The sequence below is a fragment of the Pseudomonas sp. RHF3.3-3 genome, assembly GCF_048069595.1.
Lineage (GTDB): Bacteria > Pseudomonadota > Gammaproteobacteria > Pseudomonadales > Pseudomonadaceae > Aquipseudomonas > Aquipseudomonas fuscovaginae_B.
The window spans coordinates 5,476,656-5,501,495 of sequence record NZ_CP182250.1; the positions used below are offsets into that span (position 1 = coordinate 5,476,656).

Genomic DNA, 24,840 nt, shown 5'->3' on the forward strand with positions numbered 1-24,840 from the left:
GGCCGATGGCTCTGCAACTGAGCTTTGCCCAGGCCAGCGCCACCGGCCCCCGCACGGAGAACCAGGACGCCGTGCGCCTGGTCACGCCGGCACCGGAGCTGGCGGCGAGCAAGGGTTATCTGTTCGCCATCGCCGACGGGGTCAGCCAGTGCGCCGACGGCGCGCTGGCGGCGCAGGCGACCCTGCAGGCGCTGGCACTCGACTATTACGCCACGCCGGCGACCTGGGGCGTGGCCCAGGCGCTGGACCGCCTGCTGCTGGCGCAGAATCGCTGGCTGCAGGCCAATGGCGGCGGACAACCGCTGCTCACCACCCTGAGCGCCGTGGTCTTGCGCGGACGGCGCTTCACCCTGGCCCATGTCGGCGATTGCCGGGTCTATCGCTGGCATGACGACCAGTTGCAGCGGATCAGCCAGGATCATGTCTGGGAACAACCGGACATGCAGCACGTACTCAAGCGCGCCCTGGGCCTGGACCAGCACCTGGTGGTCGACTATCTCGATGGCGAACTGCGCCAGGGCGAAAGTTTCGTCCTGCTCAGCGACGGCGTCTGGGCCAACCTCGGCGATGGGGCGATTGCCACTATCCTGCGTGAACAGCCCGAGCCGAATGATGCGGTGAAGACCCTGGTCAATGCCGCACACCTGGCCGGCAGCCAGGATAACGCCAGTGCGCTGCTGGTGAGGGTCGAGCAACCGGGGGAAAACAGTCTCGGTGACACGCTGATCCAGTTGCAGCAATGGCCGTTGCCGCCGCTGCTCAAGCCCGGCCAGTTCTTCGAGGGGTGGCAGGTCGACAGCCTGCTGGCGCAGAGCCGGCAATCGCTGCTCTACCGGGTGCGGGATGCCCAACAACAGCCCTGGTTGCTCAAGACCCTGCCCGCGAGCCGTCACGCCGAGCCCGACGCCGGCCAGGGGCTGCTGCTGGAGGAGTGGTTTCTGCGCCGGGTGGCCGGGCGCTGCTTTCCCGAAGTGCACCCTGCCCCGCAACGCCAGCACCTGTATTACCTGATGCGCGAATATCCGGGCCAGACCCTCGCCGAACGGTTCCGGCAGGTCGGGCCGCTGCCACTGGCGCAATGGCAGGAGCTGGCCAGGCGCACCCTGCAGGCGGTCGGCATGCTCCATCGGCGCAACATCCTGCACCGCGACATCAAGCCGCAGAACCTGCACCTGGGCAGCGATGGCGAGTTGCGCCTGCTGGATTTCGGCCTGGCCTATTGTCCCGGGCTGAGCGAAGCACCTGGCCCGGAACTGCCGGGCACCCCCGGCTACATCGCACCGGAAGCCTTCGACGGGCAGCCGCCGGACGTCCGCCAGGACCTCTACAGTGTCGGCGTCAGCCTGTTTCATCTACTGACCGGGCATTACCCCCATGGCGAGCTCGAAGCCTTCCAGCGCCCGCGCTTCGGTACGCCGGTCAGTGCCGCACGTTATCGCCCGGATCTTCCCGAATGGCTGGCCCACAGCCTGAATCGGGCGATCGCGGTGGATCCCTCGGAACGCTACGAGACGGCCGAGCAGTGGCTGCTGGAGTTGGAAAAAGGTGAGCGCAATGTGCTGGGCGTGCGCCCGCGACCACTACTGGAGCGCGAGCCGCTGAAAGTCTGGCGCACGGTGGCGCTGCTGTCGTTGCTGGCCAACCTGGCCCTGCTGCTCTGGATGCTGAAACCCTGAGCACTAAATCGCAGGCAAAGAAAAGCCCGGCCTGAGCCGGGCTTTTCACAACACCAGGCTAATTACTTAGCTTGGGCTTCAACGGAAGCTTCTACGCGACGGTTGATCGCACGGCCAGCTTCGGTGGCGTTGTCAGCCACTGGACGGGTCTTACCGTAGCCAACCGACTGAACGCGGCTAGGAGCGATACCGTCCTTGACCAGGATCTGCTTCACAGCGTCAGCACGACGCTGGGACAGCTTCTGGTTGTAGGCGTCAGTACCGATGCTGTCGGTGTGACCAGCAACCACGGTAGTGGTTTGTGGGTACTGCTTCATGAAGTCAGCCAGGTTCTGCACGTCGCCGTAGCTGTTTGGCTTGACCACTGCCTTGTTGAAGTCGAACTTCACGTCCAGCTCAACTTTGACCACTTCAGCGACTGGAGCTTCAGGAGCCGGAGCTGGCTCTTGAGCAACTGGAGCTGGAGCAGGTGCAGGAGCGACCTTGCCGCCGCTGCCACCGAAGTTCACGCCCAGGCCTACCAGAGCAGCGTAGTCCCACTTGCCGTTGTCCAGCTTGTAGTCGGCTTCAACGCCGGCACGAGCGTACAGGTTGTCGGTGATGTACCACTTGGCGCCAGCGCCGGTGGTCAGGAAAGTCGACTGGTCACGACCGGTGTGGCCGTCAGCAGCAACGTTGGTCAGGCTGCCGTGGGCAACGCCGCCTTCAACGTATGGACGGATTGCATCGCCAACGGTACCGAAGTGGTACTGACCTTTCAGGCCGAACTTGTCACCGCCCAGCTTCTGGCTGCCGGTGCCGTCGTTCGAACGGGTGTGGTTGGTCTTGTCGTAGGTCAGGTTGACCGATACGTCGTCGGTGATGAAGTAGCCCAGCGAAGCGCCTGGGTTGTAGCCGTCTTCGACGTGCTTGACGCTGTCGTTGTACTGCTTCTTGTAGAACAGCTCACCCTCGACTGCGCCTTGGCCTTGTGCCAGAGCGCCGAACGAAGTTGCGGCTACAAGTGTACCAACGGCAATGCCCAAGGTGTTTTTCAGTTTCATCCGTTAAATCCCCATCTGGTGATTGTGAATCAGTCCCCAAACCGGGGGACAACTCGGCGACAAGTCTAGCAGAACTTGCCTGAACGTAAGAGATATTTGCGTCCAACTAAGTTTCAGCAATGCCCGCAAATTTCTCACGCAATTTATCAAGCGCCCTCTTGTAGCGCATTTTCGTAGCACTCAGGCCCATGTGCATGATGTCGGCGATCTCCTGGAATTCCAGCTCTGCGACAAAACGTAGCACCAGGATTTCCCGGTCGATCGGGTTCACATGCACCAGCCAGCGGTCCAGACCACCCTTTTCTTCGGGCGCCGGCGTCTTCTCCTCGGAGGCCTCCTCGAGCGGATCGAGACTCAGGGCATCCATCAGGCGACGCTTGCGCCGCTCCTTGCGGTACTGGGTAATGCATTCGTTGTACGTGATGCTATAGAGCCATGTCTTGAACTTCGATTTACCCTCAAAGTTCTTGAGGCCATACAAGACCTTCAACATCACTTCCTGACAGACATCATCCGCATCACGATCGTTCCCTAAATACCTTGAACAAACGCTGAACAAAGTTCGTTGATAGCGCCGCATCAACTCTTCGTAGGCGCGCGTCACGTGAAACAGCTCCGCATGCGAACGCGCCACCAGCTCCTCATCGGTGAGCTCGCGGGGGTCGTAACGCATCGATAGCGATTGGGTTTTATTCAAAACGAGTCTTGCCGACAGTCAGGTCAATGGCCGCCGCGGCCCCGGGCTGGGGGCTTTTTGCGGCGGCATACATTAGCAGGGTTTGCCGGTTTAGCGGCTACTCACATGCTGTTCCAGCAGGATCCGATTGGAGAGAGAGACTAGCTCACCCTCGTCGGTCAGCAATGTGGTCTTAACCGTGCCGATCTCTTCGATCTGCCCTTCGACCTCGCCAACTCGCACTTGTTGCCCAACCTGGTACAACTCGCGCACATAGATTCCCGCCAGGATCTGCCCGGCAATTTCCCGGCTCCCCAGGCCCAGGGCCAGCGCCACGGCCAGACCAACGGTAATGAGCACGATCACGATCACATGGTTCAGCAGGTCGGTCTTGACCTCCAGCTGACTGATCGCCACCGAAATACTGATGATCACCACCAGGCCCTGGGCCACGCGCCCCAGGCCACTGGCATAATCCAGGCCGACGCCTTCGGCGGCGCCGCGCACCAGGCCGTTGACCAGTTGCGCCAGCAGCATGCCGACCAGCAGCACCAGCGCCGCACCGAACACCTTGGGCAGATACAGCGCCAGCATGTCGAGCGTCGCCGAAACCCGCTCCAGGCCCAGCGATTCCGCGGCGGAAACCAGGAAAATCAGCAGGATGAACCAATAGACGATCTTGCCGATCAGAGTCGAGATCGGCACCTGGATGCCCGCCCGGCCTAGCAGCTTGGTCAGGCCGGTACCGGCCATGAGGCGGTCCAGCCCCAGCTTGGCCAGCAGTTTGGACAACAGGGTATCGAGCAGCTTCGCCACGACGAAGCCCAGCAGTACGACCACCAGGGCGCCAAACAGGTTCGGGATGAAGTTCGCGACCTTCGTCCACAACGCTGTCATCGCCGTCACCAGACTCCGAGTCCAGAGATCAAGTTCCATATTCAATCAGCCTTATCCGCAGAGCGGGAACCAGGGGTACGACGAGAAACCGGCATCACATGGGCCGATCCATTGTTCAGGGCGATCATCAGCGCTTGCAGCCAGCGCCCCAGCAGACTGAAGAGATCGCCCGCGCCAACCTGGCGGTTGGCGGTTTTCAGCACACGGCCCAGGCACGCGTCGTCATCACGAGGTGTGGACGGCGAGGCCTTGAGCATGTCACGCAGAGACTGTTCAAACGGATCGTGCATAAGCACCTCTCGGAATGTCTTGAAAAGACGCGATCGGATTTTTCCGGGTCACATGCAACATCCTTCAGAGCCAGCGCAAACGACGAAACAGCCACCACTGCCCGAGCGCCACGGCGACGATCAGCAGGCAGGCGATGACAAAACCATAGGGGTCCTGGGAGCCCGGAATCCCGCCGACGTTGATCCCCAGGAGGCCGGTGAGAAAGCTCATCGGCAGGAAGATCCCGGTGATGATCCCGAAGCGGTACATGATCTTGTTCATGTGCTGGTTCAGGCGCCGGTCCTCGGCGTCAAGCAGCAGCCCCACGCGCTCGCGGGTCAGTTCGAGCTCCTCGAGATAGCGGGTCAGGCTGTTGTTCAATTCGTTCCAGTAGTCGGCATCGTCACTGGCGAACCAGGGCAGTTTGATCCGCGTCAACTGGCCGAAGATGTCCCGCTGTGGCGCCAGGAAACGCTTCAGTCCGGCGGCCCGGCGACGGATCTGCACGACCGCCCCATGCTCCGGGCAATACCGTTCGTCGGAATCTGCCTTTTCTTCCTCGGCATCGACCACTTCCGAAAGCTCGCCGATCAAATCCTGGACCTTCATCGTCAGGTGCTGGGCGATGTACAGGATGAGTTCGGAAGCGGTTTTCGGCCCCTGGCCCTCCTCCAGTTGCGCCAGCAACTCGTCGGTTGCCCGCAATGGCCGCAGGCGCAGGGAAATCACCCGGCTGGCCGAGGCGAAAATGCGTGCCGAGACCATGTCCTCGGGCTCGGCGCCCGGATTGAGGTTGACCCCGCGCAGGAACAGCAGCAATTCGCTGTCCGGCAACGGCAACAGGCGCGGGCGGGTGTTCTCCTCCAGCAGCAGGTTGCAGCTGAATTCACTCAGCCCGCTGGAATGACGCAGCCAGGTCCGGGTTTGTGGATGGCTGCGATCCCAGTGCAGCCAGAGGCTTTCCTCCGGCTGCAACTGCAGGTCATCCAGCTCGGTCCGAGCAATCGAGCGCGCACCACCCTTACCATCGAGAACCAGGGCATGGACCAGCCCCCATTGCGCGTTGTCTTCCTCGAACATCCCTACCCCTGTGGTCTACTGCGAAAAGTCATTCAGGCATCTTCAGCGGGCTGGGCGAAACGATGATCCCGTTGTTGTCCGCGTAAACGTATTCGCCCGGCCGAAATGTGACGCCGGCAAAGGTCACCGGCACATTCAGGTCACCGATACCGCGCTTGTCGGTCTTCATCGGATGGCTGGCCAGGGCCTGCACGCCCAGGTCGGTCTGCGCGATCACATCGACGTCGCGGATGCAGCCATAGACCACCAGACCTTCCCAACCGTTCTTCGCCGCCTTCTCGGCCAGCATGTCCCCGAGCAGTGCGCGACGCAGCGAGCCCCCACCATCGACGACCAGAACCTTGCCGCGGCCATCGACCTCGACCTGTTCCTTGACCAGGGAGTTGTCCTCGAAACACTTGATGGTCACGATCTGCCCCCCGAAGGAATCGCGACCACCGAAGTTGCTGAACATCGGCTCAAGCACCTGTACCTGATCCGGATAGGCATCGCACAGGTCGGGAGTGACGTAATGGTTCATGGACTAACTCCTGTAGGTGAGAGACCGCAATCGAGGCGCCCATCCTCCCCGGCACCTCTTGAAAGAAACGCTCTGCCCGGCCGATTGTTTAGACAATGACCAGAAATGCTCAATGCGTCATATGTTAGCCGCAACGCCCCTGAAGCGGAATGCCCTTGTCAGAGCGCTTGCTGAACCTCGCCTGACTGAGGCGCCATAAAAGCCTGCTGATCACGCAACCAGTCAGCCACCAAAGGCCATACCTCGGCCTGGGCCGGCTTGCTGACCAGCATCTCGACGTGGCCGAATTCCGAACTGAACCCGGCCTCCCGGCCCAGGCAGATGAAGCGCTTGAGGGGCGAGCCGATCTGCTCGAACAATTTGCGGCAGGCCCAGGCCGGGTCCTGCCGGTCGCCGTCGGCGCTCACCGCCAGCACCGGCACGTCGACCTCCGCCAGGCCCTCCCACCAATTGCGCTCCTTGTCGCCGAAACGGCCGAACAGGCCGTACCAGCGCATGCTTTCCAGGGCCAGGCCGATCGGCTCGTCCTCCGGGCCGCGCTTGAGGCGCGAACCGGACAGGTGGGGAAAGCGCTTGAGCAGAAAACGCCCGCTCCACTCCACCGGTGGAATCTTCAGCGGCCAGTAGTTACGGCTGACCTGGCAACCGAACAATGCCGCCGAAGCCACCGCCGGCGCGCCCAGGTATTGGCCGCCGAGGGCCGCCGCCAGGGTCGTGCCGCCGAGGGAATGGCCGATCCAGTGGGGAACCTGGCCACTCTGTTCACGGACGAAGGCAGCGATCGCCGGCAGATCGTAGCGGGCGTAGTCGGCCACGCGATTGCGGCGATAGTCCTGGTTGCGCACGGAAAGACCATGGCCGCGCATCTCCGGCACCCAGACATCGAACCCGGCACGCGCCAGGTAGGCGCCCAGGCCAATGCCCTTGGGCGAGAACCAGAAGCGCCGGTTGGAGAAACTGCCATGCAGGAGAATGACCGGCACGCCACGGGCCTGCGGTTCGTCGGCCAGGCCCAGGCGGGTCACCGCCAGCTCGACCGAGGCATCGGGGCTGTTGCCCGGTTTCAAACGATAGACGTCTTCGCTCAGATCGCCACGACGCTCGGCGCTGAGCAAAGCCACCGGAAAAAGATCACTGCTGCTTTGCATAAGGCTCTTGCACAAAAAAGGGCGATGCCGGCATGGCTTCGCCCCATGTAATACCCAGACCGACCTATCTCGCGTGCCCCTGTAGGAGCAGGGCTTGCCCGCGAAGAGGGCCTTGAGCCCGCTAAAAGCTTCGCAGGCAAGCCCTGCTCCTACAGGTGGCGCGCCCCACAGGGGGGGCGGCGCGAGATCGGCTGGCGATTTACGCCTGGCCTTCAGCCAGGAAGAACCAGGTTTCCAGCACGGTATCCGGGTTCAGGGACACGCTTTCGATGCCCTGCTCCATCAGCCAGCGCGCCAGGTCCGGGTGGTCGGACGGGCCCTGGCCGCAGATGCCGATGTACTTGCCGGCCTTGTTGCAGGCCTGGATGGCATTGGACAGCAGCTTCTTCACCGCCGGGTTACGCTCGTCGAACAGGTGCGCGATGATCCCGGAGTCACGGTCCAGGCCCAGGGTCAGCTGGGTCAGGTCGTTGGAACCGATGGAGAAGCCGTCGAAGTGCTCGAGGAACTCGTCGGCCAGGATCGCGTTGGATGGCAGCTCGCACATCATGATCACCCGCAGGCCGTTCTCGCCGCGGGCCAGGCCGTTGGCCGCCAGCAGTTCGACCACCTGGCTGGCTTCGCCCAGGGTACGGACGAACGGCACCATGATCTCGACGTTGGTCAGGCCCATCTCGTTTCGCACACGCTTGAGCGCACGGCACTCGAGTTCGAAGCAGTCACGGAACGAGTCGCTGATGTAGCGTGAGGCACCACGGAAGCCCAGCATCGGGTTTTCTTCTTCCGGCTCGTAGAGCTTGCCGCCGATCAGGTTGGCGTATTCGTTGGACTTGAAGTCCGACAGGCGCACGATGACCTTCTTCGGCCAGAACGCCGCCGCCAGGGTACTGATGCCCTCGACCAGCTTCTCGACATAGAAGCCGACCGGATCGTCGTAGCCGGCGATGCGCTTGTCGACGCTGTCCTTGATCTCCGACGGCAGGCCGGCGTAGTTGAGCAGCGCCTTGGGGTGCACGCCGATCATGCGGTTGATGATGAACTCCAGGCGGGCCAGGCCCACACCGGCGTTCGGCAGTTGCGCGAAGTCGAAGGCGCGGTCCGGGTTGCCGACGTTCATCATGATCTTGAACGGCAGTTCCGGCATGGCGTCGACGGAGTTCTTCTTGATGTCGAAGCCCAGTTCGCCTTCGAAGATGTAGCCGGTGTCGCCTTCGGCGCAGGAAACGGTCACGCCCTGGCCGTCCTTGAGCAGTTCGGTGGCGTTGCCGCAACCGACCACTGCCGGAATCCCCAGCTCACGGGCGATGATCGCCGCGTGGCAGGTACGGCCGCCGCGGTTGGTGACGATGGCGCTGGCGCGCTTCATCACCGGCTCCCAGTCCGGGTCGGTCATGTCGGAGACCAGCACGTCGCCGACCTGGACCTTGTCCATCTCGGTCACGTCGCGAATGATGCGGACCTTGCCGGCACCGATGCGCTGGCCGATGGCACGGCCCTCGACCAGTACGGTGCCCTTTTCCTTGAGCAGGTAGCGCTCCATGACGTTGGCGCTGGCACGGCTCTTCACGGTTTCAGGGCGGGCCTGCACGATGTACAGCTTGCCGTCGTCACCGTCCTTGGCCCATTCGATGTCCATCGGGCACTGGTAGTGCTTCTCGATGATCATCGCCTGCTTGGCCAGTTCGCTGACCTCCGCGTCGCTCAGGCAGAAACGCGCGCGATCGGCCTTGTCGACCTCGACGGTCTTGACCGAACGACCGGCCTTGGCCTCGTCGCCGTAGATCATCTTGATCGCCTTGCTGCCCAGGTTGCGGCGCAGGATCGCCGGGCGACCGGCAGCCAGGGTACTCTTGTGGACATAGAATTCGTCCGGGTTCACCGCGCCCTGCACGACGGTTTCACCCAGGCCGTAGGCGCCGGTGATGAACACCACGTCACGGAAGCCCGACTCGGTGTCGAGGGTGAACATCACGCCGGCGGTGCCGGTTTCCGAACGGACCATGCGCTGCACGCCAGCCGACAGGGCCACCAGCTTGTGGTCGAAGCCCTGGTGCACGCGATAGGAAATGGCGCGGTCGTTGAACAGCGAGGCGAAGACTTCCTTGGCCGCGCGGATGACGTTGTCCACGCCACGGATGTTCAGGAAGGTTTCCTGCTGGCCGGCGAAGGAAGCGTCCGGCAGGTCTTCGGCGGTCGCCGAGGAGCGCACGGCCACGGCCATGTCCGGGTTGCCCGCCGACAGGGTGGCGAAGGCGGCGCGGATTTCGCTGTTGAGGCGCTCGGGGAACTCCGCTTCCATGATCCACTGGCGGATCTGGGCGCCGGTTTTGGCCAGCGCATTGACGTCATCGACATCCAGCGCGTCGAGCGCGGCGTGGATGCGGTCGTTCAGGCCACTCTGTTCGAGAAAATCGCGATACGCCTGAGCCGTAGTGGCAAAGCCGCCGGGAACCGATACACCGGCGCCCGCGAGGTTACTGATCATCTCGCCAAGGGATGCGTTCTTGCCCCCTACGTGCTCCACATCATGGACGCCGAGCTTATCGAGGGAAACTACGTACTCTACCAAGGTGATCTCTCCACTGACTGTGTTGGATGAAGCTCAGGGCGGGCCAAATTCAATGGCTGGTCGATCCGCTCTGTGGCCTGGACCTGGAAAATAAGTGAAAATGCCAGCCATTCCAGGCCGGCAAATCCTGCCTATCATATCCAAGAATCGTCATCAGCTTAAGGCCCAAGGTGCAAATGAAACGATCTGCTTTCTTTATCTCCGATGGCACCGGCATCACCGCCGAAACCCTGGGTCAAAGCCTGTTGGCGCAGTTCGAGAACATTACCTTCGCCAAATCCACGCAACCGTACATCGACAGCGTGGACAAGGCCCGGGCCATGGTCCAGAAGATCAACAGTGCCGCCGAGCGGGACGGTTTCCGCCCGATCATCTTCGACACCATCGTCAATCAGGACATTCGTGAGATTCTCGCCACGTCCAATGGTTTCATGATCGACATATTTTCCACCTTCCTCGCCCCGCTGGAGCAGGAGTTGAGCGAGCACTCCTCCTACTCCGTGGGCAAATCCCACTCCATTGGCGGCAACTCCAACTACATGGAACGGATCGAGGCGGTGAACTTCGCCCTCGACAACGACGATGGCGCCCGCACCCACTACTACGACAAGGCCGACCTGATCCTGGTCGGCGTGTCGCGCTGCGGCAAGACGCCGACATGCCTGTACATGGCGATGCAGTTCGGCATCCGGGCAGCCAACTACCCGCTGACCGAGGAAGACATGGAGCGCCTGCAACTGCCGACCGCCCTGCGTGCCCACCAGCACAAGCTGTTCGGCCTGACCATCGACCCCGACCGCCTGACCGCGATCCGCAACGAACGCAAGCCCAACAGCCGCTATTCGAGCTATGCCCAGTGCGAATTCGAGGTGCGCGAGGTGGAAAACCTGTTCCGCCGGGAAAACATTCCGCACATCAACTCCACGCATTTTTCCGTGGAGGAGATTTCGGCGAAGATCCTCGTGGAGAAAGGCGTGGAGCGGCGGTTCAAGTAGGGTTCCCGCAGGTCTGGTGGCAGGGTAAACCGCATTCGCGGGCAAGCCCGGCTCCTACAGACGCCGATCCCTGCGGGAACCGGGCCTGCCCGCGAACAGACTCCTACAGGGACCACCGGACTCAGAACGCGTCGCCCGGCACCCGCACCCAGCCTTCCATCAGCACCCGCGCGCTGCGGCTCATGATGGCCTTGACCACGGTCCATTCACCGTCGGCCTGGGTGGCCTCGGCACCGACCCGCAGGGTTCCCGACGGGTGGCCGAAACGCACCGAACTGCGCTCGCCGCCGCCCGCCGCCAGGTTCACCAAAGTCCCGGGAATCGCCGCCGCCGTGCCGATAGCCACCGCCGCGGTGCCCATCATGGCGTGGTGCAGCTTGCCCATCGACAGCGCCCGCACCAGCAGGTCCAGGTCACCAGCCGCCACCGCCTTGCCACTTGATGCGGTATAGCTGGCCGGCGGCGCGACGAAGGCGACTTTCGGCGTGTGCTGACGCTTGGCCGCCTCGTCAAGGCGCCCGATCAGCCCCATGCGCAGCGCACCATGGGCACGAATGGTCTCGAACATCGCCAGGGCCTTGGGATCGCCGTTGATGTCGCCCTGCAGCTCGGTACCGGTGTAGCCGATATCCGCGGCATTGACGAAAATCGTCGGGATCCCGGCATTGATCAGGGTCGCCTTGAAAGTGCCGACACCCGGTACCTCCAGGTCATCCACCAGATTGCCGGTGGGAAACATCGAACCACCGGCGCCCTCCTCCTCGGCGGCCGGGTCCATGAACTCCAACTGCACCTCGGCGGCCGGAAAGGTCACGCCATCGAGCTCGAAGTCGCCGGTTTCCTGCACCTGACCGTCGGTGATCGGTACATGGGCGATGATGGTCTTGCCGATGTTCACCTGCCAGATCCGCACCACCGCCACGCCGTTGCGCGGAACCCGCTCGGCACCCACCAGGCCGGCATTGATGGCGAACGAGCCGACCGCCGCCGACAGGTTGCCGCAGTTGCCGCTCCAGTCGATGAACGGTTTGTCGATCGACACCTGGCCGAACAGGTAGTCGACGTCGTGGTCGGCCTTGATGCTGCGTGACAGGATCACCGTCTTGCTGGTGCTGGAGGTCGCCCCCCCCATGCCGTCGATCTGTTTTTCATAGGGATCGGGGCTGCCGATGACCCGCAGCAACAGCGCATCACGCGCCGCACCGGGCAACTGCGCCGCCTCGGGCAGGTCGTTGAGGTTGAAGAACACTCCCTTGCTGGTGCCGCCACGCATGTAGGTGGCGGGGATCCTGATTTGTGCTGCGTGGGTCATGAAGCCTCCTGCGGGGCCTGCACACCTGGGTTGCGCGGCAGGACCGGAATGGGTTCGCACTCTTCTGTCAGCTTGCGCTCGCCGACTGGAGGAAGTCCTGGGCAAAACGCTGCAACACGCCGCCCGCCTCGTAGATCGACACCTCCTCGGCGGTATCCAGGCGGCAGGTCACCGGCACTTCGACCCGCTCACCGTCCTTGCGCCGGATGACCAGGGTCAGCGTCGCCCGTGGCGTCCGCTCGCCGATCACGTCGAAGGTCTCGGTGCCGTCGATACCGAGGGTCTTGCGATCGGTGCCCGGCTTGAACTCCAGCGGCAACACGCCCATGCCCACCAGGTTGGTGCGGTGGATGCGCTCGAAGCCTTCGGCGACGATCGCCTCGACCCCGGCCAGCCGCACGCCCTTGGCCGCCCAGTCACGGGACGAGCCCTGGCCGTAGTCGGCACCGGCGATGATGATCAGCGGCTGCTTGCGCTCCATGTAGGTCTCGATGGCCTCCCACATGCGCATGACCTTGCCTTCCGGCTCGACCCGCGCCAGGGAACCCTGCCTGACCTTGCCGTTCTCCTGGACCATTTCGTTGAACAGTTTCGGGTTGGCGAAGGTGGCGCGCTGGGCGGTGAGGTGGTCGCCGCGGTGGGTCGCGTAGGAGTTGAAGTCTTCCTCCGGCAGGCCCATTTTCGCCAGGTACTCGCCGGCCGCGCTGTCCAGCAGGATGGCGTTGGACGGCGACAGGTGATCGGTGGTGATGTTGTCCGGCAGCACCGCCAGCGGGCGCATGCCCTTGAGCGGCCGGGCCCCGGCCAGGGCGCCTTCCCAGTACGGCGGACGACGGATGTAGGTGCTCATCGGCCGCCAGTCATAGAGCGGCTCGACCTTCGGACCGTTGTCCTCGTGAATGGCGAACATCGGCGTATAGACCTTGCGGAACTGCTCGGGCTTGACCGACGCCTTGACCATCGCATCGATTTCCTCATCGCTCGGCCAGATGTCCTTGAGGCGGATTTCCCTGCCCTCGGCATCCCGGCCCAGCACGTCCTTCTCGATGTCGAAGCGGATGGTACCGGCGATCGCGTAGGCCACCACCAGCGGCGGCGACGCCAGGAACGCCTGCTTGGCGTACGGGTGGATGCGCCCGTCGAAGTTGCGGTTACCCGAGAGCACGGCCGTGGCATAGAGGTCACGGTCGATGATTTCCTGCTGGATCGCCGGGTCCAGCGCACCGGACATGCCGTTGCAGGTGGTGCAGGCGAAGGCCACCACGCCAAAGCCCAATTGCTCCAGCTCCCCGGTCAGCCCGGCTTCATCCAGGTACAGCGCCACGGCCCGGGAGCCCGGTGCCAGCGATGACTTGACCCACGGCTTGCGGGTCAGGCCCAGCCGGTTGGCGTTGCGCGCCAGCAGGCCGGCGGCGATGACGTTGCGCGGGTTGCTGGTATTGGTGCAACTGGTGATGGCGGCGATGATCACCGCGCCGTCGGGCATCTGCCCCGGCACTTCGCTCCACTGCCCGGCGATGCCCCTGGCCGCCAGGTCGCTGGTGGCGACCCGGGCGTGGGGGTTGCTGGGCCCGGCCATGTTGCGCACCACCGACGACAGGTCGAACTGCAGGCCACGCTCGTACTGCGCGCCCTTGAGGCTGTCGGCCCACAGGCCGCTCTCGCGGGCGTAGGTCTCGACCAGTTGCACCTGCGCGTCTTCACGGCCGGTAAGTTTCAGGTAATCGATGGTCTGCTGGTCGATGTAGAACATCGCCGCCGTGGCGCCGTACTCCGGGGCCATGTTGGAAATGGTCGCGCGGTCGCCCAGGGTCAGCGCACTGGCGCCTTCGCCGAAGAACTCCAGATAGGCCCCGACCACCTTCTGCCTGCGCAGGAACTCGGTCAGCGCCAGCACCATGTCGGTGGCGGTGATACCCGGCTGCAGCTTGCCGGTCAGTTCGACGCCGACGATCTCCGGCAGGCGCATCCAGGAGGCCCGCCCGAGCATCACGCTCTCGGCCTCCAGGCCACCGACACCGATGGCGATCACGCCCAGCGCATCGACATGCGGGGTGTGACTGTCGGTACCGACGCAGGTATCGGGAAAGGCCACGCCATCACGCGCCTGGATCACCGGGGACATCTTCTCCAGGTTGATCTGGTGCATGATGCCGTTGCCCGGCGGAATCACATCGACGTTCTTGAAGGCCTTTTTGGTCCAGTCGATGAAATGGAAACGGTCCTCGTTGCGACGGTCCTCGATCGCACGGTTCTTGGCGAACGCATCCGGATCGAAGCCGCCGCACTCCACCGCCAGCGAGTGGTCGACGATCAGTTGGGTCGGCACCACCGGGTTGACCTGGGCCGGATCGCCGCCCTGGGAGGCGATGGCATCGCGCAGGCCGGCCAGGTCCACCAGGGCGGTCTGGCCGAGAATGTCGTGACAGACCACCCGGGCCGGAAACCAGGGGAAGTCCAGGTCGCGCTTGCGCTCGATCAGTTGTTTGAGGGAGTCGGTCAGCGTCGCCGGCTCGCAGCGGCGCACCAGGTTCTCGGCCAGGACCCGGGAGGTGTAGGGCAACGTGGCGTAGGCCCCGGGCTGAATCGCATCGACCGCCGCGCGGGCATCGAAGAAGTCCAGGTGACTGCCGGGCAGCGGTTTGCGGTATTGGGTATTCATGGTCTGGGACTCGATCACGGTAAGGTCAAAGGCACACACGGCTTGTCGACCCTGCCTCTTTAGGAGCCGGGCTTGCCCGCGAATAAGGCCTTGAGGCCGCTGAAAGCTTCGCGGGCAAGCCCGGCTCCTACAGGAAAGGGGCCGCCCCAGGTCGTGCGTTCTTCGGTCAGCGACGCTCGATTGGCACGAACTTGCGCTGCTCGACGCCGGTGTACTCGGCACTCGGACGGATGATGCGGTTGTTGGCACGCTGTTCGAACACGTGCGCCGCCCAGCCGGTCAGGCGCGAGCAGACGAAGATCGGTGTGAACAGCTTGGTCGGGATGCCCATGAAGTGATACGCCGAGGCATGGTAGAAGTCGGCGTTGGGGAACAGTTTTTTCTGCTCCCACATGGTCTTGTCGATCGCCTCGGATACCGGGAACAGCACGGTATCGCCCACCTCATCGGCGAGTTGCCTGGACCAGCCCTTGATCACCTCGTTGCGCGGGTCGCTGTCCTTGTAGATCGCGTGGCCGAAGCCCATGATCTTGTCCTTGCGCGCCAGCATGCCGAGGGTACCTTCGATGGCCTCCTGGGCCGAGGCATAGCGTTCGATCATTTCCATCGCCGCCTCGTTGGCGCCGCCGTGCAACGGGCCACGCAGCGAACCGATGGCCGCGGTGACGCAGGAGAACAGATCGGACAGGGTCGAGGCACAGACCCGCGCGGTAAAGGTCGAGGCGTTGAATTCGTGCTCCGCGTAGAGGATCAGCGACACGTCCATCACCTTGCGATGCAGCTCGCTCGGCGCCTTGCCGTGCAGCAGGTGCAGGAAATGTCCGCCCAGGGACTCCTCGTCGGTCATGCAGTCGATACGCTTGCCTTCATGACTGAAGCGATACCAGTAGCACATGATCGCCGGGAAGGCCGCCAGCAGGCGGTCGGTGGCTTCATGCTGGCGGGAGAAATCGCCTTCGGGCTCGATGTTGCCCAGGAAGGAACAGCCGGTACGCATCACGTCCATCGGGTGGGCGTCGGCCGGAATGCGCTCGAGCACCTCTTTCAGTGCCTGGGGCAGGTCGCGCAGGGTGCGCAGCTTGCCCATGTAGGCCGCCAGCTGGGTGGCGTTGGGCAATTCACCGTACAGCAGCAGGTAGGCGACTTCCTCGAAGCGCGCCTCGGCCGCCAGCTCGCGCACGTCATAACCGCGATAGGTCAGGCCGGCACCGGCCTGGCCCACGGTGGACAGGGCAGTTTGTCCGGCAACCTGGCCACGCAGGCCGGCGCCACTCAGTACTTTTGCTTCAGCCATTGTCTTCTCCAATTCTTGATTTTGTCGGGAACCTGGCAACAGAAGGAATGCTTCAGCCCTTCTTCTGGGCGAACAGCGCATCGAGCTTCTGCTCGAAGGCGTGGTAGTCGATACGATCGTAAAGCTCCATGCGGGTCTGCATGGTATCGATCACGCTCTGCTGGGTGCCATCGCGACGAATCGCGGTGTAGACGTTTTCCGCCGCCTTGTTCATGGCGCGGAACGCCGACAGCGGGTACAGCACCAGCGACACATCGACGGACGCCAGTTGCTCGGTGGTGTACAGCGGTGTCGCACCGAACTCGGTGATATTGGCCAGGATGGGCGCCTTCACCCGGTTGGCGAACAGCTTGTACATCTCGAGCTCGGTGATGGCTTCCGGGAAAATCATGTCGGCACCCGCCTCGATGCAGGCGGCTGCGCGTTCCAGGGCGGCCTCCAGGCCTTCCACCGCCAGCGCATCGGTACGCGCCATGATCACGAAGCTGTCGTCGATACGGGCATCGACGGCCGCCTTGATACGGTCGACCATTTCCTGCTGGGACACGATTTCCTTGTTCGGCCGGTGACCGCAGCGCTTGGCGCCGACCTGGTCCTCGATATGGATCGCCGCCGCGCCGAACTTGCTCATCGAGCGCACGGTACGCGCGACGTTGAACGCCGAGGAGCCGAAACCGGTGTCGACATCCACCAACAGCGGCAGGTCGCAGACATCGGTGATGCGCCGCACGTCGGTCAGCACGTCGTCCAGGCCGCTGATCCCCAGGTCAGGCAGGCCGAGGGAGCCGGCGGCAACCCCGCCACCCGACAGGTAGATCGCCTTGAAACCGGCGCGCTTGGCCAGCAGGGCGTGGTTGGCGTTGATCGTGCCGACCACCTGCAGTGGATGTTCGCTGGCGACCGCATCGCGGAAACGCTGACCGGGCGTGTTTTTGTTGGAACCCTGACTCATGACTCACCTCGTGGAGTGGCTGTCGGTTTCGCGCCGTCCTGGTAGTGACGCGCAATATTGCGTTTCGAGGCGCCGATGTGACGGCGCATCAACAGTTCGGCCAGTTCGCCGTCGCGATCGGCGATGGCATCGAGAATCCGATGGTGCTCGGCAAAGGCCTGGCGTGGCCGGTTGGGTGTCGCGGAAAACTGGATGCGGTACATGCGCACGAGCTGATAGAGCTCGCCGCAGAGCATCTGGGTCAGGGTCCGGTTGCCGGCGCCCTGGATGATCCGGTAGTGGAAGTCGAAGTCGCCTTCCTGCTGGTAATAGCCGACACCCGCCTGGAACGCCGCATCACGTTCGTGGGTGTGCAGCACCTGGCGCAGTTCCTCGATCTCTTCACGGGTCATGCGCTCGGCGGCGAGGCGGCAGGCCATGCCTTCGAGGGATTCGCGGATTTCGTAGAGTTCGATCAGTTCGGCATGGCTGAGCGAAACCACCCGCGCCCCGACATGGGGCACCCGCACCAGCAGGCGCTGCCCTTCCAGGCGATGGATGGCCTCCCGCAACGGGCCACGGCTGATGCCGTAGGTGCGGGCCAGTTCCGGCTCGGAGATCTTGCTGCCGGGGGCGATCTCGCCCTTGACGATAGCGGCCTGGATACGCCGGAAGACGTTCTCGGACAGGGTTTCCGAATCCTCCTGGGGAGTCGGCAGCGGCTCCAGATTCTCCAGCATATTGTCGACACCTTTAAAATCGATGACGGTAAAACTAGCCAATCAGGCTGTCACAGTCAAAGAATTAATCGATATTGTCGACAATAGTCTAAGAGCCCTGAAAAATACCGGAGCGTGACAAGGACAGCCGCCCCGGCGCTGGCGCCATAAAACCAGCATGTTAGAATGCCGCGCGCATCTGACGATGCCATGCCTGTCATCTTCATCCGACAGACGCACGAGGAAGCTTGCGCGGTATTGCCAGTCACCTTGAATACGCGCCAGGACTTATGAGACTCAAGCCCTACCCTCTACTGCTTTTGTTCCTTCTCTGCCTGCCGGGCCTCGGCAGCGCGGCCGAAAAGACCGTGTACGGGCTGAACGAGTACGCGACCCTGGGCGGTATCGACCTGGAGGTCGCGGCCAAGCTCGACACCGGCGCCAAGACCGCCTCCCTCAGCGCCCGTGACATCAAACGCTTCAAACGCAACGGCGAGAGCTGGGTACGCTTCTACCTGGCCATCGACACCGCCCACTCGCACCCCATCGAACAGCCGCTGGCCCGGGTCAGCAAGATCAAGCGCCGCTCCGGCGACTACGACCCGGATGAGGACAAGGCCTATACTGCCCGCCCGGTGATCACCCTGAATGTCTGCATGGGCAGCGCCTTGCGCACCATTGAAGTGAACTTGACCGACCGAAGCGCTTTCCAATACCCGCTTCTGATTGGCTCCGAGGCGCTCAAGCGCTTCGATGCGCTGGTAGACCCCAGCCTTAAATACGCTGCCGGCAAACCCGCCTGCACCGCCGACGCTCTAACCGCCGAGTAATTCGCATGCGTTCTCTTACCCTCCATCTGAAAGTCCTGATCGCTGTCCTGGTGGTACTGGGGATTTCGGTCACGGCCTATCAGATTTTCGTGCTGGGGATTCCGGTCACCGAAGATGCCACCGACGACCTGTGGAACATCGACGCCAAGGTCGAGTTCGTCGCCGCCAGCAAGGACCCGGTGAAGATCCAGATGTTCGTGCCGCCGCTGAGCCGCGACTACGTGAGCCTCAACGAGAGTTTCATCTCCAACAATTACGGGGTCAGCGTCAACCGCACCGATGGCAACCGCAAGGTCACCTGGTCGGCCCGTCGGGTCAGCGGCAAGCAGACGCTCTACTACCGCCTGGTGCTGACCAAGCGCTACACCGGCGAAAAACCCAAGGTCAAGGGCCCGACCTTCCGTGACAGCATGGCCATCGAGGGCCCGGAAAAAATCGCCGCCGAAGCACTGATGGCGCCGATCCGTCAACATTCGGCCGATGTCGAGACCTTCATCAGCGAAACCATCAAGCGCGTCAACAATCTCAATGACGACAACGTCAAGCTGCTGCTGGCCGGCGATCCGTCGACCCCGCACAAGGCGCAGATCATCGAGTTGCTGCTGTCGATCGCCCACGTGCCGCTGGAGAAGGTCCACACCATCCGCCTGGTGGCCGACCAGCCGCAGACCCCGGAACTCTGGCTGCGCAGCTTCAACGGCAACGACTGGCTGTACTTCAACCCGGATACCGGCGAACAGGGCCTGCCCGAGGACCGCCTGGTCTGGTGGACCGGCGACGACAACCTGATCACCGTCGAGGGCGGCAAGAAGGCCAGCGTCAACTTCAGCCTGAACAACAGCGAGATGAACGCCATCCGCCTGGCCAAGCTGACCGACGAGAATTCCGACGCCAACTTCCTCGAATACTCGCTCTACGGCCTGCCGCTGCAGACCCAGCAGACCTTCATGATCATGGTGATGATCCCGATCGGCGTGCTGGTGATCCTGATCCTGCGCAACCTGATCGGCCTGCAGACCCTCGGCACCTTCACCCCGGTGCTGATCGCCCTGGCGTTTCGCGAGACGCAGTTGGGCTTCGGTATCGTGCTGTTCACCATCATCACCGCCCTCGGCCTGTCACTGCGCTCCTACCTGGAACACCTGAAGCTGCAGATGCTGCCGCGGCTGTCGGTGGTACTGACCTTCGTCGTGGTGCTGATCGCCGCCATCAGCCTGTTCAGCCACAAGCTCGGCCTGGAGCGCGGCCTGTCGGTGGCGCTGTTCCCGATGGTGATCCTGACCATGACCATCGAGCGCCTGTCCATCACCTGGGAAGAGCGCGGCGGCGGCCATGCGATGAAGGTCGCGATCGGTACCCTGTTCGCCGCCTCGCTGGCGCACCTGATCATGAGCGTGCCGGAGCTGGTGTACTTCGTCTTCACCTTCCCGGCGGTCCTGCTGATCCTGGTGGGCTTCATGCTGGCCATGGGGCGCTATCGCGGCTACCGCCTGACCGAACTGGTGCGCTTCAAGGCCTTTCTCAAGGAAGACGCCTGATGTTCGGCCTGTGGAAAACCTGGAAGGCCCTGGAAGCCAAGGGCATCATGGGGATCAACCGGCGTAACGCCGACTATGTGCTCAAGTACAACAAGCGCAGCCTGTATCCGATCGTCGATGACAAGATCATCACCAAGGAACGGGCGATCGCCGCCGGCATTCACGTGCCGGAAATGTACGGGGTGATCTCCACCGAAAAGGACATCGACAAGCTCGGCGAGATCATCGGTGGGCGCAGCGATTTCGTCATCAAGCCGGCCCAGGGTGCCGGCGGCGATGGCATCCTGGTGATCGCCGATCGCTTCGAGGGACGTTACCGGACCATTTCCGGGCGGATCATCAGCCATGAGGAAATCGAGCACCAGGTGTCCAGCATCCTCACCGGGCTGTACTCCCTGGGTGGCCACCGCGACCGTGCCCTGATCGAATACCGGGTGACCCCCGACCAGATCTTCAAAAGCATCAGTTACGAAGGCGTGCCGGACATCCGCATCATCGTGCTGATGGGCTATCCGGTGATGGCCATGCTGCGCCTGCCGACCCGCCAGTCCAGCGGCAAGGCCAACCTGCACCAGGGCGCCATCGGTGTCGGTGTCGACCTGGCGACCGGCCTGACCCTGCGCGGCACCTGGCTGAACAACATCATCCGCAAGCACCCCGATACCACCAATGCGGTGGACGGTGTGCAACTGCCCAACTGGGACGGTTTCATGAAGCTGGCCGCCGGCTGCTACGAATTGTGCGGCCTGGGTTATATCGGCGTGGACATGGTCCTGGACCAGGACAAGGGTCCGCTGATTCTCGAACTCAACGCCCGCCCCGGGCTGAACATCCAGATCGCCAACGACTGCGGCCTGACCACCCGGGCCCAGGCGGTGGAAGCCCACCTGGAAGAACTGGCAGTGGCCGGCCTCAGCGAAACCGCGGAGGAGCGGGTACGCTTCGTACAGCAGCTGTTCGGCCATGTGGCCCCAAGGAATGTCTGACGAGCAGGAGCAGATTTGCCCTGTAGGAGCGTGGCTTGTCGGGGCGCCGAACCGCCGCGAAGCTTTTGGCGGTCTCAAGGACGCTTTCGCGGGCAAGCCGCGCTCCTACAGGGCTCAGATAAATCCGCCCCCCACCGGCACGGCATCAATAACGCCCTACCCACGCACACCCTGAATTCCGGCTCATGGATATAACCATCACCACATCCCTCTAGGAGCATTTCCTACAGGAGACTACAATCGCCCTCCCCGCCCTCAAGGCTGATTCGCCCCGCATGCAGACCTGCTCCGTATACCCGCTACCCTATTCCCCCGACCCCGCCGGTTATTTCGCGGCCATTCGCCACGCCCCCGGCGCGGTGCTGCTCGACAGCGGCCGGCCGGCCGCCGAGCGCGGGCGCTATGACCTGCTCAGCGCCTGGCCACTGGAGCAGTTGAGCGTGCTGCCGGATGAACGGGGCGAGGATTTCCTCGTGCGCCTGCGCGGCACGCTGGCACGCCTGGGACGAGCCGAGTTGCCCGCCACCGTCGAGCTGCCATTCGCCGGCGGCCTGATCGGCTACCTGAGCTACGACTTCGGCCGCCACCTGGAAGCCCTGCCCAGCCAGGCCCGGAACGATCTGCAACTGCCCGACGCGCGCTTCGGCCTGTACGCCTGGGCACTGATCAGCGATCACCAGCAGGCCACCAGCCAGCTGGTATTCCACCCCACCGTCGCAGAGGAGGAGCGCGAGCGCCTGGTGCAACTGTTCAGCCAGCCAGCGCCCACCGAGACCGCCAGCTTCCGGCTGAACGCACCGATGGCCGCCGATCTCGACGCCGAGTCCTATCGCCAAGCCTTCGAGCGTATCCAGCAGTACATCCAGGCCGGCGACTGCTACCAGGTCAACTTCGCCCAGCGTTTCCGTGCGAGCTGCCAGGGTGACCCGTGGGCGGCCTACCTGGCCTTGCGGGCCGCCTGTCCGACACCGTTCTCCGGTTTCCAGAGCCTGCCGGACAACGGCGCGGTGCTGAGCCTGTCGCCGGAGCGCTTCATCCGGGTCAGCGCCGGCCAGGTGGAGACTCGGCCGATCAAGGGCACCCGCCCACGGGGCCGGGATGCCGCCGAAGACGCAGCCAACGCCGCGCAGTTGCTGGCCAGCACCAAGGACCGTGCGGAAAACCTGATGATCGTCGACCTGCTGCGCAACGACCTCGGCCGTACCTGTCGGATCGGCAGCGTGCGGGTGCCGGAGCTGTTCAGCCTGGAGAGCTACCCGAACGTGCATCACCTGGTCAGCAGCGTGACCGGCGAACTGGCCGCCGGCCGCGACGCCCTCGACCTGATCGCCGGCAGCTTCCCGGGCGGCTCGATCACTGGCGCACCGAAGATCCGCGCCATGCAGATCATCGACGAACTCGAACCGACGCGCCGCGCGCTGTACTGCGGCTCACTGCTGTACCTGGACGTACGCGGCGAGATGGACAGCTCGATTGCCATCCGCAGCCTGCTGGTCAAGGACGGCCAGATCAGTTGCTGGGGCGGCGGAGGGATCGTCGCCGACTCCGACTGGCAGGCCGAATACCAGGAATCCATTACCAAGGTGAAAGTTCTGCTCGATACCTTGCAGACACTCTAGATGCCATCACGCGCGCTGGAGCCGGCTTGCCCACCACCCTGGAATCTCCCACAGGCCGGATTTTGTTACTATTGCCCCCTATATGAGCGCAAAGCGCCAACGACTGTAGGAACCGCCTGATGAGTCAACCGTTCGACGTCGCCGAACTCGCCGCGACATACGCCACAAAATCCCCCCAGGACATTCTCAAGCTGGCCTTCTCCCAGTTTGGCGACGACCTGTGGATATCCTTCAGCGGCGCCGAGGACGTGGTCCTGGTGGACATGGCCTGGAAGCTGAACAAGAACGTCAAGGTGTTCAGCCTCGATACCGGCCGTCTGCACCCGGAAACCTATCGGTTCATCGACCAGGTTCGCGAGTTCTACAAGATCGATATCGAGCTGATTTCGCCGGATCACACCCGGCTTGAGCCCTTCGTCAAGGAAAAGGGCCTGTTCAGCTTCTACAAGGACGGTCATGGCGAATGCTGCGGCATCCGCAAGATCGAGCCGCTGCGGCGCAAGCTGTCCGGCTTGAACGCCTGGGCCACCGGCCAGCGTCGCGACCAGAGCCCTGGCACCCGCAGCCAGGTGGCGGTGCTGGAAATCGACAGCGCCTTCTCGACCCCGGAACGTACCCTGTACAAGTTCAATCCGCTGGCGCAGATGACCAGCGAAGAAGTCTGGGGTTACATCCGCATGCTCGAGCTGCCCTACAACAGCCTGCATGAACGCGGCTTCATCAGTATCGGCTGCGAACCCTGCACCCGCCCGGTACTGCCGAACCAGCACGAGCGCGAGGGCCGCTGGTGGTGGGAGGAGGCCACGCAGAAGGAGTGCGGCCTGCACGCCGGCAACCTGATCAGCAAAGGCTGACCCCCGGACGCGGAGCGCCATGGGCGGCATTCCCGCGCGGAGCGTGGGAACGATCGATCACTGAGCCTGAACGTTTGCCATGAAAAAGCCCCGAACCAGTCGGGGCTTTTTCATGCTTGCTATCGAGAAGGTCAGCCGGCGCGGATCATTCCCATGCGCTGCCTGGGAATGCCGCCAAAGCACGTTCCGCGTCCGCTCGCATGGCAAGCAGTGATCAGTGCACCGGCAGTTCGACACCCTCGAACAGCTCTTCCAGTTCCTGCTTGTTGTGGCACTGGATGGCCTTGGCCATCACTTCGCGGGTCAGGTGCGGCGCGAACTTCTCGATGAAGTCGCACATGAAACCACGCAGGAAGGTCCCGCGGCGGAAGCCGATCTTGGTGATGCTGGACTCGAACAGCTCGCTGGCGTCGAGTACCACCAGATCCTTGTCGAGCACCGTATCGACTGCCATCTTCGCCACGATCCCCACCCCCAGGCCCAGGCGGACATAGGTCTTGATCACGTCGGCGTCGGCGGCGGTGAACACCACTTTCGGCGTCAGGCCGCGATGGCTGAAGGCTTCGTCCAGCTTGGAGCGTCCGGTGAAACCGAATACGTAGGTGACGATCGGGTACTCGGCCAGGGTTTCCAGGGTCAGCTTCGGCAGCTTGGTCAGCGGGTGCCCCTGAGGCACCACCACACAACGGTTCCAGCGATAGCAGGGCATCATCACCAGGTCACCGAACAGCTCCAGCGCCTCGGTGGCAATGGCGAAATCGACGGTACCGTCGGCGGCCATCTCGGCGATCTGCATCGGCGAGCCCTGGTGCATGTGCAGCGCGACATCCGGGTACTGCTTGATGAAGTTGCTGATCACCGGCGGCAGGGCATAACGCGCCTGGGTGTGGGTGGTGGCGATCGACAGGGTGCCTTTCTTTTCGTTGGAGAACTCCTGGGCGATCTGCTTGATGCTTTCGACCTTGCGCAGGATCTCGCCGGCGGTGTTGATGATGCGCTCGCCGGCCGGGGTGACGCGGGTCAGGTGCTTGCCACTGCGTGCAAAGACTTCCACGCCCAGCTCGTCTTCGAGCAGGCGGATCTGCTTGCTGATACCTGGCTGTGAGGTGTAGAGACTTTGCGCCGTCGCGGAAACGTTGAGGTCGTGGTGCGCCACTTCCCAGATGTAGCGCAGTTGTTGGAGCTTCATATGTATCCCTCAAAGCAGGTAGACGCCACAGG

21 protein-coding genes are annotated in these 24,840 nt (G+C 63.3%); 7 read left to right on the plus strand and 14 right to left on the minus strand.

The window, feature by feature from the left end:
- The first annotated feature begins 5 nt into the window (after positions 1 to 5).
- Positions 6 to 1,676, plus strand: coding sequence for a protein kinase domain-containing protein (locus ACMGT0_RS23865; RefSeq protein WP_416770093.1), 1,671 nt, complete (start codon positions 6 to 8; stop codon positions 1,674 to 1,676).
- Positions 1,677 to 1,738: 62 nt separating this feature from the next.
- Here ACMGT0_RS23865 and ACMGT0_RS23870 read toward each other — a convergent pair whose 3' ends face one another.
- The 8 genes from ACMGT0_RS23870 to ppsA form a co-directional block, all read right to left on the minus strand.
- A complete protein-coding gene (locus ACMGT0_RS23870) occupies positions 1,739 to 2,719 on the minus strand; it encodes an OmpA family protein (protein ID WP_416770094.1) in 981 nt (326 codons plus the stop codon).
- 106 nt (positions 2,720 to 2,825) lie between these two features.
- Positions 2,826 to 3,416 (minus strand): RNA polymerase sigma factor SigX, encoded by a 591-nt coding sequence (gene sigX, locus ACMGT0_RS23875; protein ID WP_026007354.1) that lies wholly within the window; start codon positions 3,414 to 3,416, stop codon positions 2,826 to 2,828.
- 90 nt (positions 3,417 to 3,506) lie between these two features.
- Positions 3,507 to 4,331, minus strand: coding sequence for a mechanosensitive ion channel family protein (locus ACMGT0_RS23880; RefSeq protein ID WP_026144854.1), 825 nt, complete (start codon positions 4,329 to 4,331; stop codon positions 3,507 to 3,509).
- Positions 4,332 to 4,333: 2 nt separating this feature from the next.
- On the minus strand, positions 4,334 to 4,582 hold the full coding sequence (locus tag ACMGT0_RS23885) for a hypothetical protein (protein WP_017901896.1): 249 nt from the start codon (positions 4,580 to 4,582) through the stop codon (positions 4,334 to 4,336).
- 64 nt (positions 4,583 to 4,646) lie between these two features.
- Positions 4,647 to 5,642, minus strand: a complete 996-nt coding sequence (locus ACMGT0_RS23890) for a zinc transporter ZntB (RefSeq protein ID WP_054056762.1) — start codon at positions 5,640 to 5,642, stop codon at positions 4,647 to 4,649.
- Positions 5,643 to 5,670: 28 nt separating this feature from the next.
- Positions 5,671 to 6,162 carry a ribonuclease E activity regulator RraA gene (gene rraA / locus ACMGT0_RS23895; RefSeq protein WP_054063040.1) on the minus strand — a complete coding sequence of 164 codons (492 nt, stop codon included), beginning with the start codon at positions 6,160 to 6,162 and terminating at the stop codon, positions 5,671 to 5,673.
- A 158-nt stretch (positions 6,163 to 6,320) separates the two neighbouring features.
- A complete protein-coding gene (locus ACMGT0_RS23900; RefSeq protein WP_054056764.1) occupies positions 6,321 to 7,310 on the minus strand; it encodes an alpha/beta fold hydrolase in 990 nt (329 codons plus the stop codon).
- 199 nt (positions 7,311 to 7,509) lie between these two features.
- Complete coding sequence (gene ppsA / locus ACMGT0_RS23905; protein ID WP_054056765.1) at positions 7,510 to 9,879, minus strand: phosphoenolpyruvate synthase; 2,370 nt, start codon at positions 9,877 to 9,879, stop codon at positions 7,510 to 7,512.
- A 176-nt stretch (positions 9,880 to 10,055) separates the two neighbouring features.
- Between ppsA and ACMGT0_RS23910 the strand changes: the two genes are divergently transcribed.
- Complete coding sequence (locus tag ACMGT0_RS23910; RefSeq protein ID WP_010448956.1) at positions 10,056 to 10,874, plus strand: pyruvate, water dikinase regulatory protein; 819 nt, start codon at positions 10,056 to 10,058, stop codon at positions 10,872 to 10,874.
- 121 nt (positions 10,875 to 10,995) lie between these two features.
- Here the strand turns inward: ACMGT0_RS23910 and prpF are convergent, their stop codons facing one another.
- From prpF to ACMGT0_RS23935, 5 genes are all read right to left on the minus strand, one after another.
- Positions 10,996 to 12,186, minus strand: a complete 1,191-nt coding sequence (gene prpF, locus ACMGT0_RS23915; RefSeq protein WP_416770099.1) for a 2-methylaconitate cis-trans isomerase PrpF — start codon at positions 12,184 to 12,186, stop codon at positions 10,996 to 10,998.
- Between the two features lie 67 nt (positions 12,187 to 12,253).
- Positions 12,254 to 14,848, minus strand: coding sequence for a Fe/S-dependent 2-methylisocitrate dehydratase AcnD (gene acnD / locus ACMGT0_RS23920; RefSeq protein ID WP_416770101.1), 2,595 nt, complete (start codon positions 14,846 to 14,848; stop codon positions 12,254 to 12,256).
- A 166-nt stretch (positions 14,849 to 15,014) separates the two neighbouring features.
- Positions 15,015 to 16,142, minus strand: coding sequence for a bifunctional 2-methylcitrate synthase/citrate synthase (gene prpC / locus ACMGT0_RS23925; RefSeq protein WP_273825203.1), 1,128 nt, complete (start codon positions 16,140 to 16,142; stop codon positions 15,015 to 15,017).
- Between the two features lie 52 nt (positions 16,143 to 16,194).
- The gene (gene prpB, locus ACMGT0_RS23930; RefSeq protein WP_054056768.1) at positions 16,195 to 17,094 is read right to left on the minus strand and encodes a methylisocitrate lyase; all 900 of its coding nucleotides are present in this window, start codon (positions 17,092 to 17,094) and stop codon (positions 16,195 to 16,197) included.
- Positions 17,091 to 17,813 (minus strand): GntR family transcriptional regulator, encoded by a 723-nt coding sequence (locus tag ACMGT0_RS23935; protein ID WP_054056769.1) that lies wholly within the window; start codon positions 17,811 to 17,813, stop codon positions 17,091 to 17,093. The genes prpB and ACMGT0_RS23935 overlap by 4 nt, the downstream gene beginning before the upstream one ends.
- A gap of 269 nt (positions 17,814 to 18,082) precedes the next feature.
- On the opposite strand from ACMGT0_RS23935, the gene ACMGT0_RS23940 reads away from it, so the two are divergent.
- The 5 genes from ACMGT0_RS23940 to ACMGT0_RS23960 all read left to right on the plus strand — a co-directional run bounded on the left by ACMGT0_RS23940 (position 18,083) and on the right by ACMGT0_RS23960 (position 23,619).
- Entirely contained in the window at positions 18,083 to 18,622 is a 540-nt protein-coding gene (locus ACMGT0_RS23940; RefSeq protein ID WP_054056770.1) for an ATP-dependent zinc protease, read from the plus strand.
- 5 nt (positions 18,623 to 18,627) lie between these two features.
- Positions 18,628 to 20,160: an inactive transglutaminase family protein gene (locus ACMGT0_RS23945; RefSeq protein WP_054056771.1), complete on the plus strand. Its 1,533-nt coding sequence runs from the start codon at positions 18,628 to 18,630 to the stop codon at positions 20,158 to 20,160.
- Positions 20,160 to 21,146: an alpha-L-glutamate ligase-like protein gene (locus ACMGT0_RS23950; RefSeq protein ID WP_054056772.1), complete on the plus strand. Its 987-nt coding sequence runs from the start codon at positions 20,160 to 20,162 to the stop codon at positions 21,144 to 21,146. Before ACMGT0_RS23945 ends, ACMGT0_RS23950 begins: the two co-directional genes overlap by 1 nt.
- A 275-nt stretch (positions 21,147 to 21,421) precedes the next feature.
- Positions 21,422 to 22,765, plus strand: a complete 1,344-nt coding sequence (pabB, locus tag ACMGT0_RS23955) for an aminodeoxychorismate synthase component I (RefSeq protein ID WP_054056773.1) — start codon at positions 21,422 to 21,424, stop codon at positions 22,763 to 22,765.
- Between the two features lie 119 nt (positions 22,766 to 22,884).
- Positions 22,885 to 23,619 carry a phosphoadenylyl-sulfate reductase gene (locus ACMGT0_RS23960; RefSeq protein WP_416770104.1) on the plus strand — a complete coding sequence of 245 codons (735 nt, stop codon included), beginning with the start codon at positions 22,885 to 22,887 and terminating at the stop codon, positions 23,617 to 23,619.
- Positions 23,620 to 23,833: 214 nt separating this feature from the next.
- On the opposite strand, the gene cysB is transcribed toward ACMGT0_RS23960, so the two are convergent.
- Positions 23,834 to 24,808: an HTH-type transcriptional regulator CysB gene (gene cysB / locus ACMGT0_RS23965; protein ID WP_054056775.1), complete on the minus strand. Its 975-nt coding sequence runs from the start codon at positions 24,806 to 24,808 to the stop codon at positions 23,834 to 23,836.
- Positions 24,809 to 24,840 lie beyond the last annotated feature (32 nt).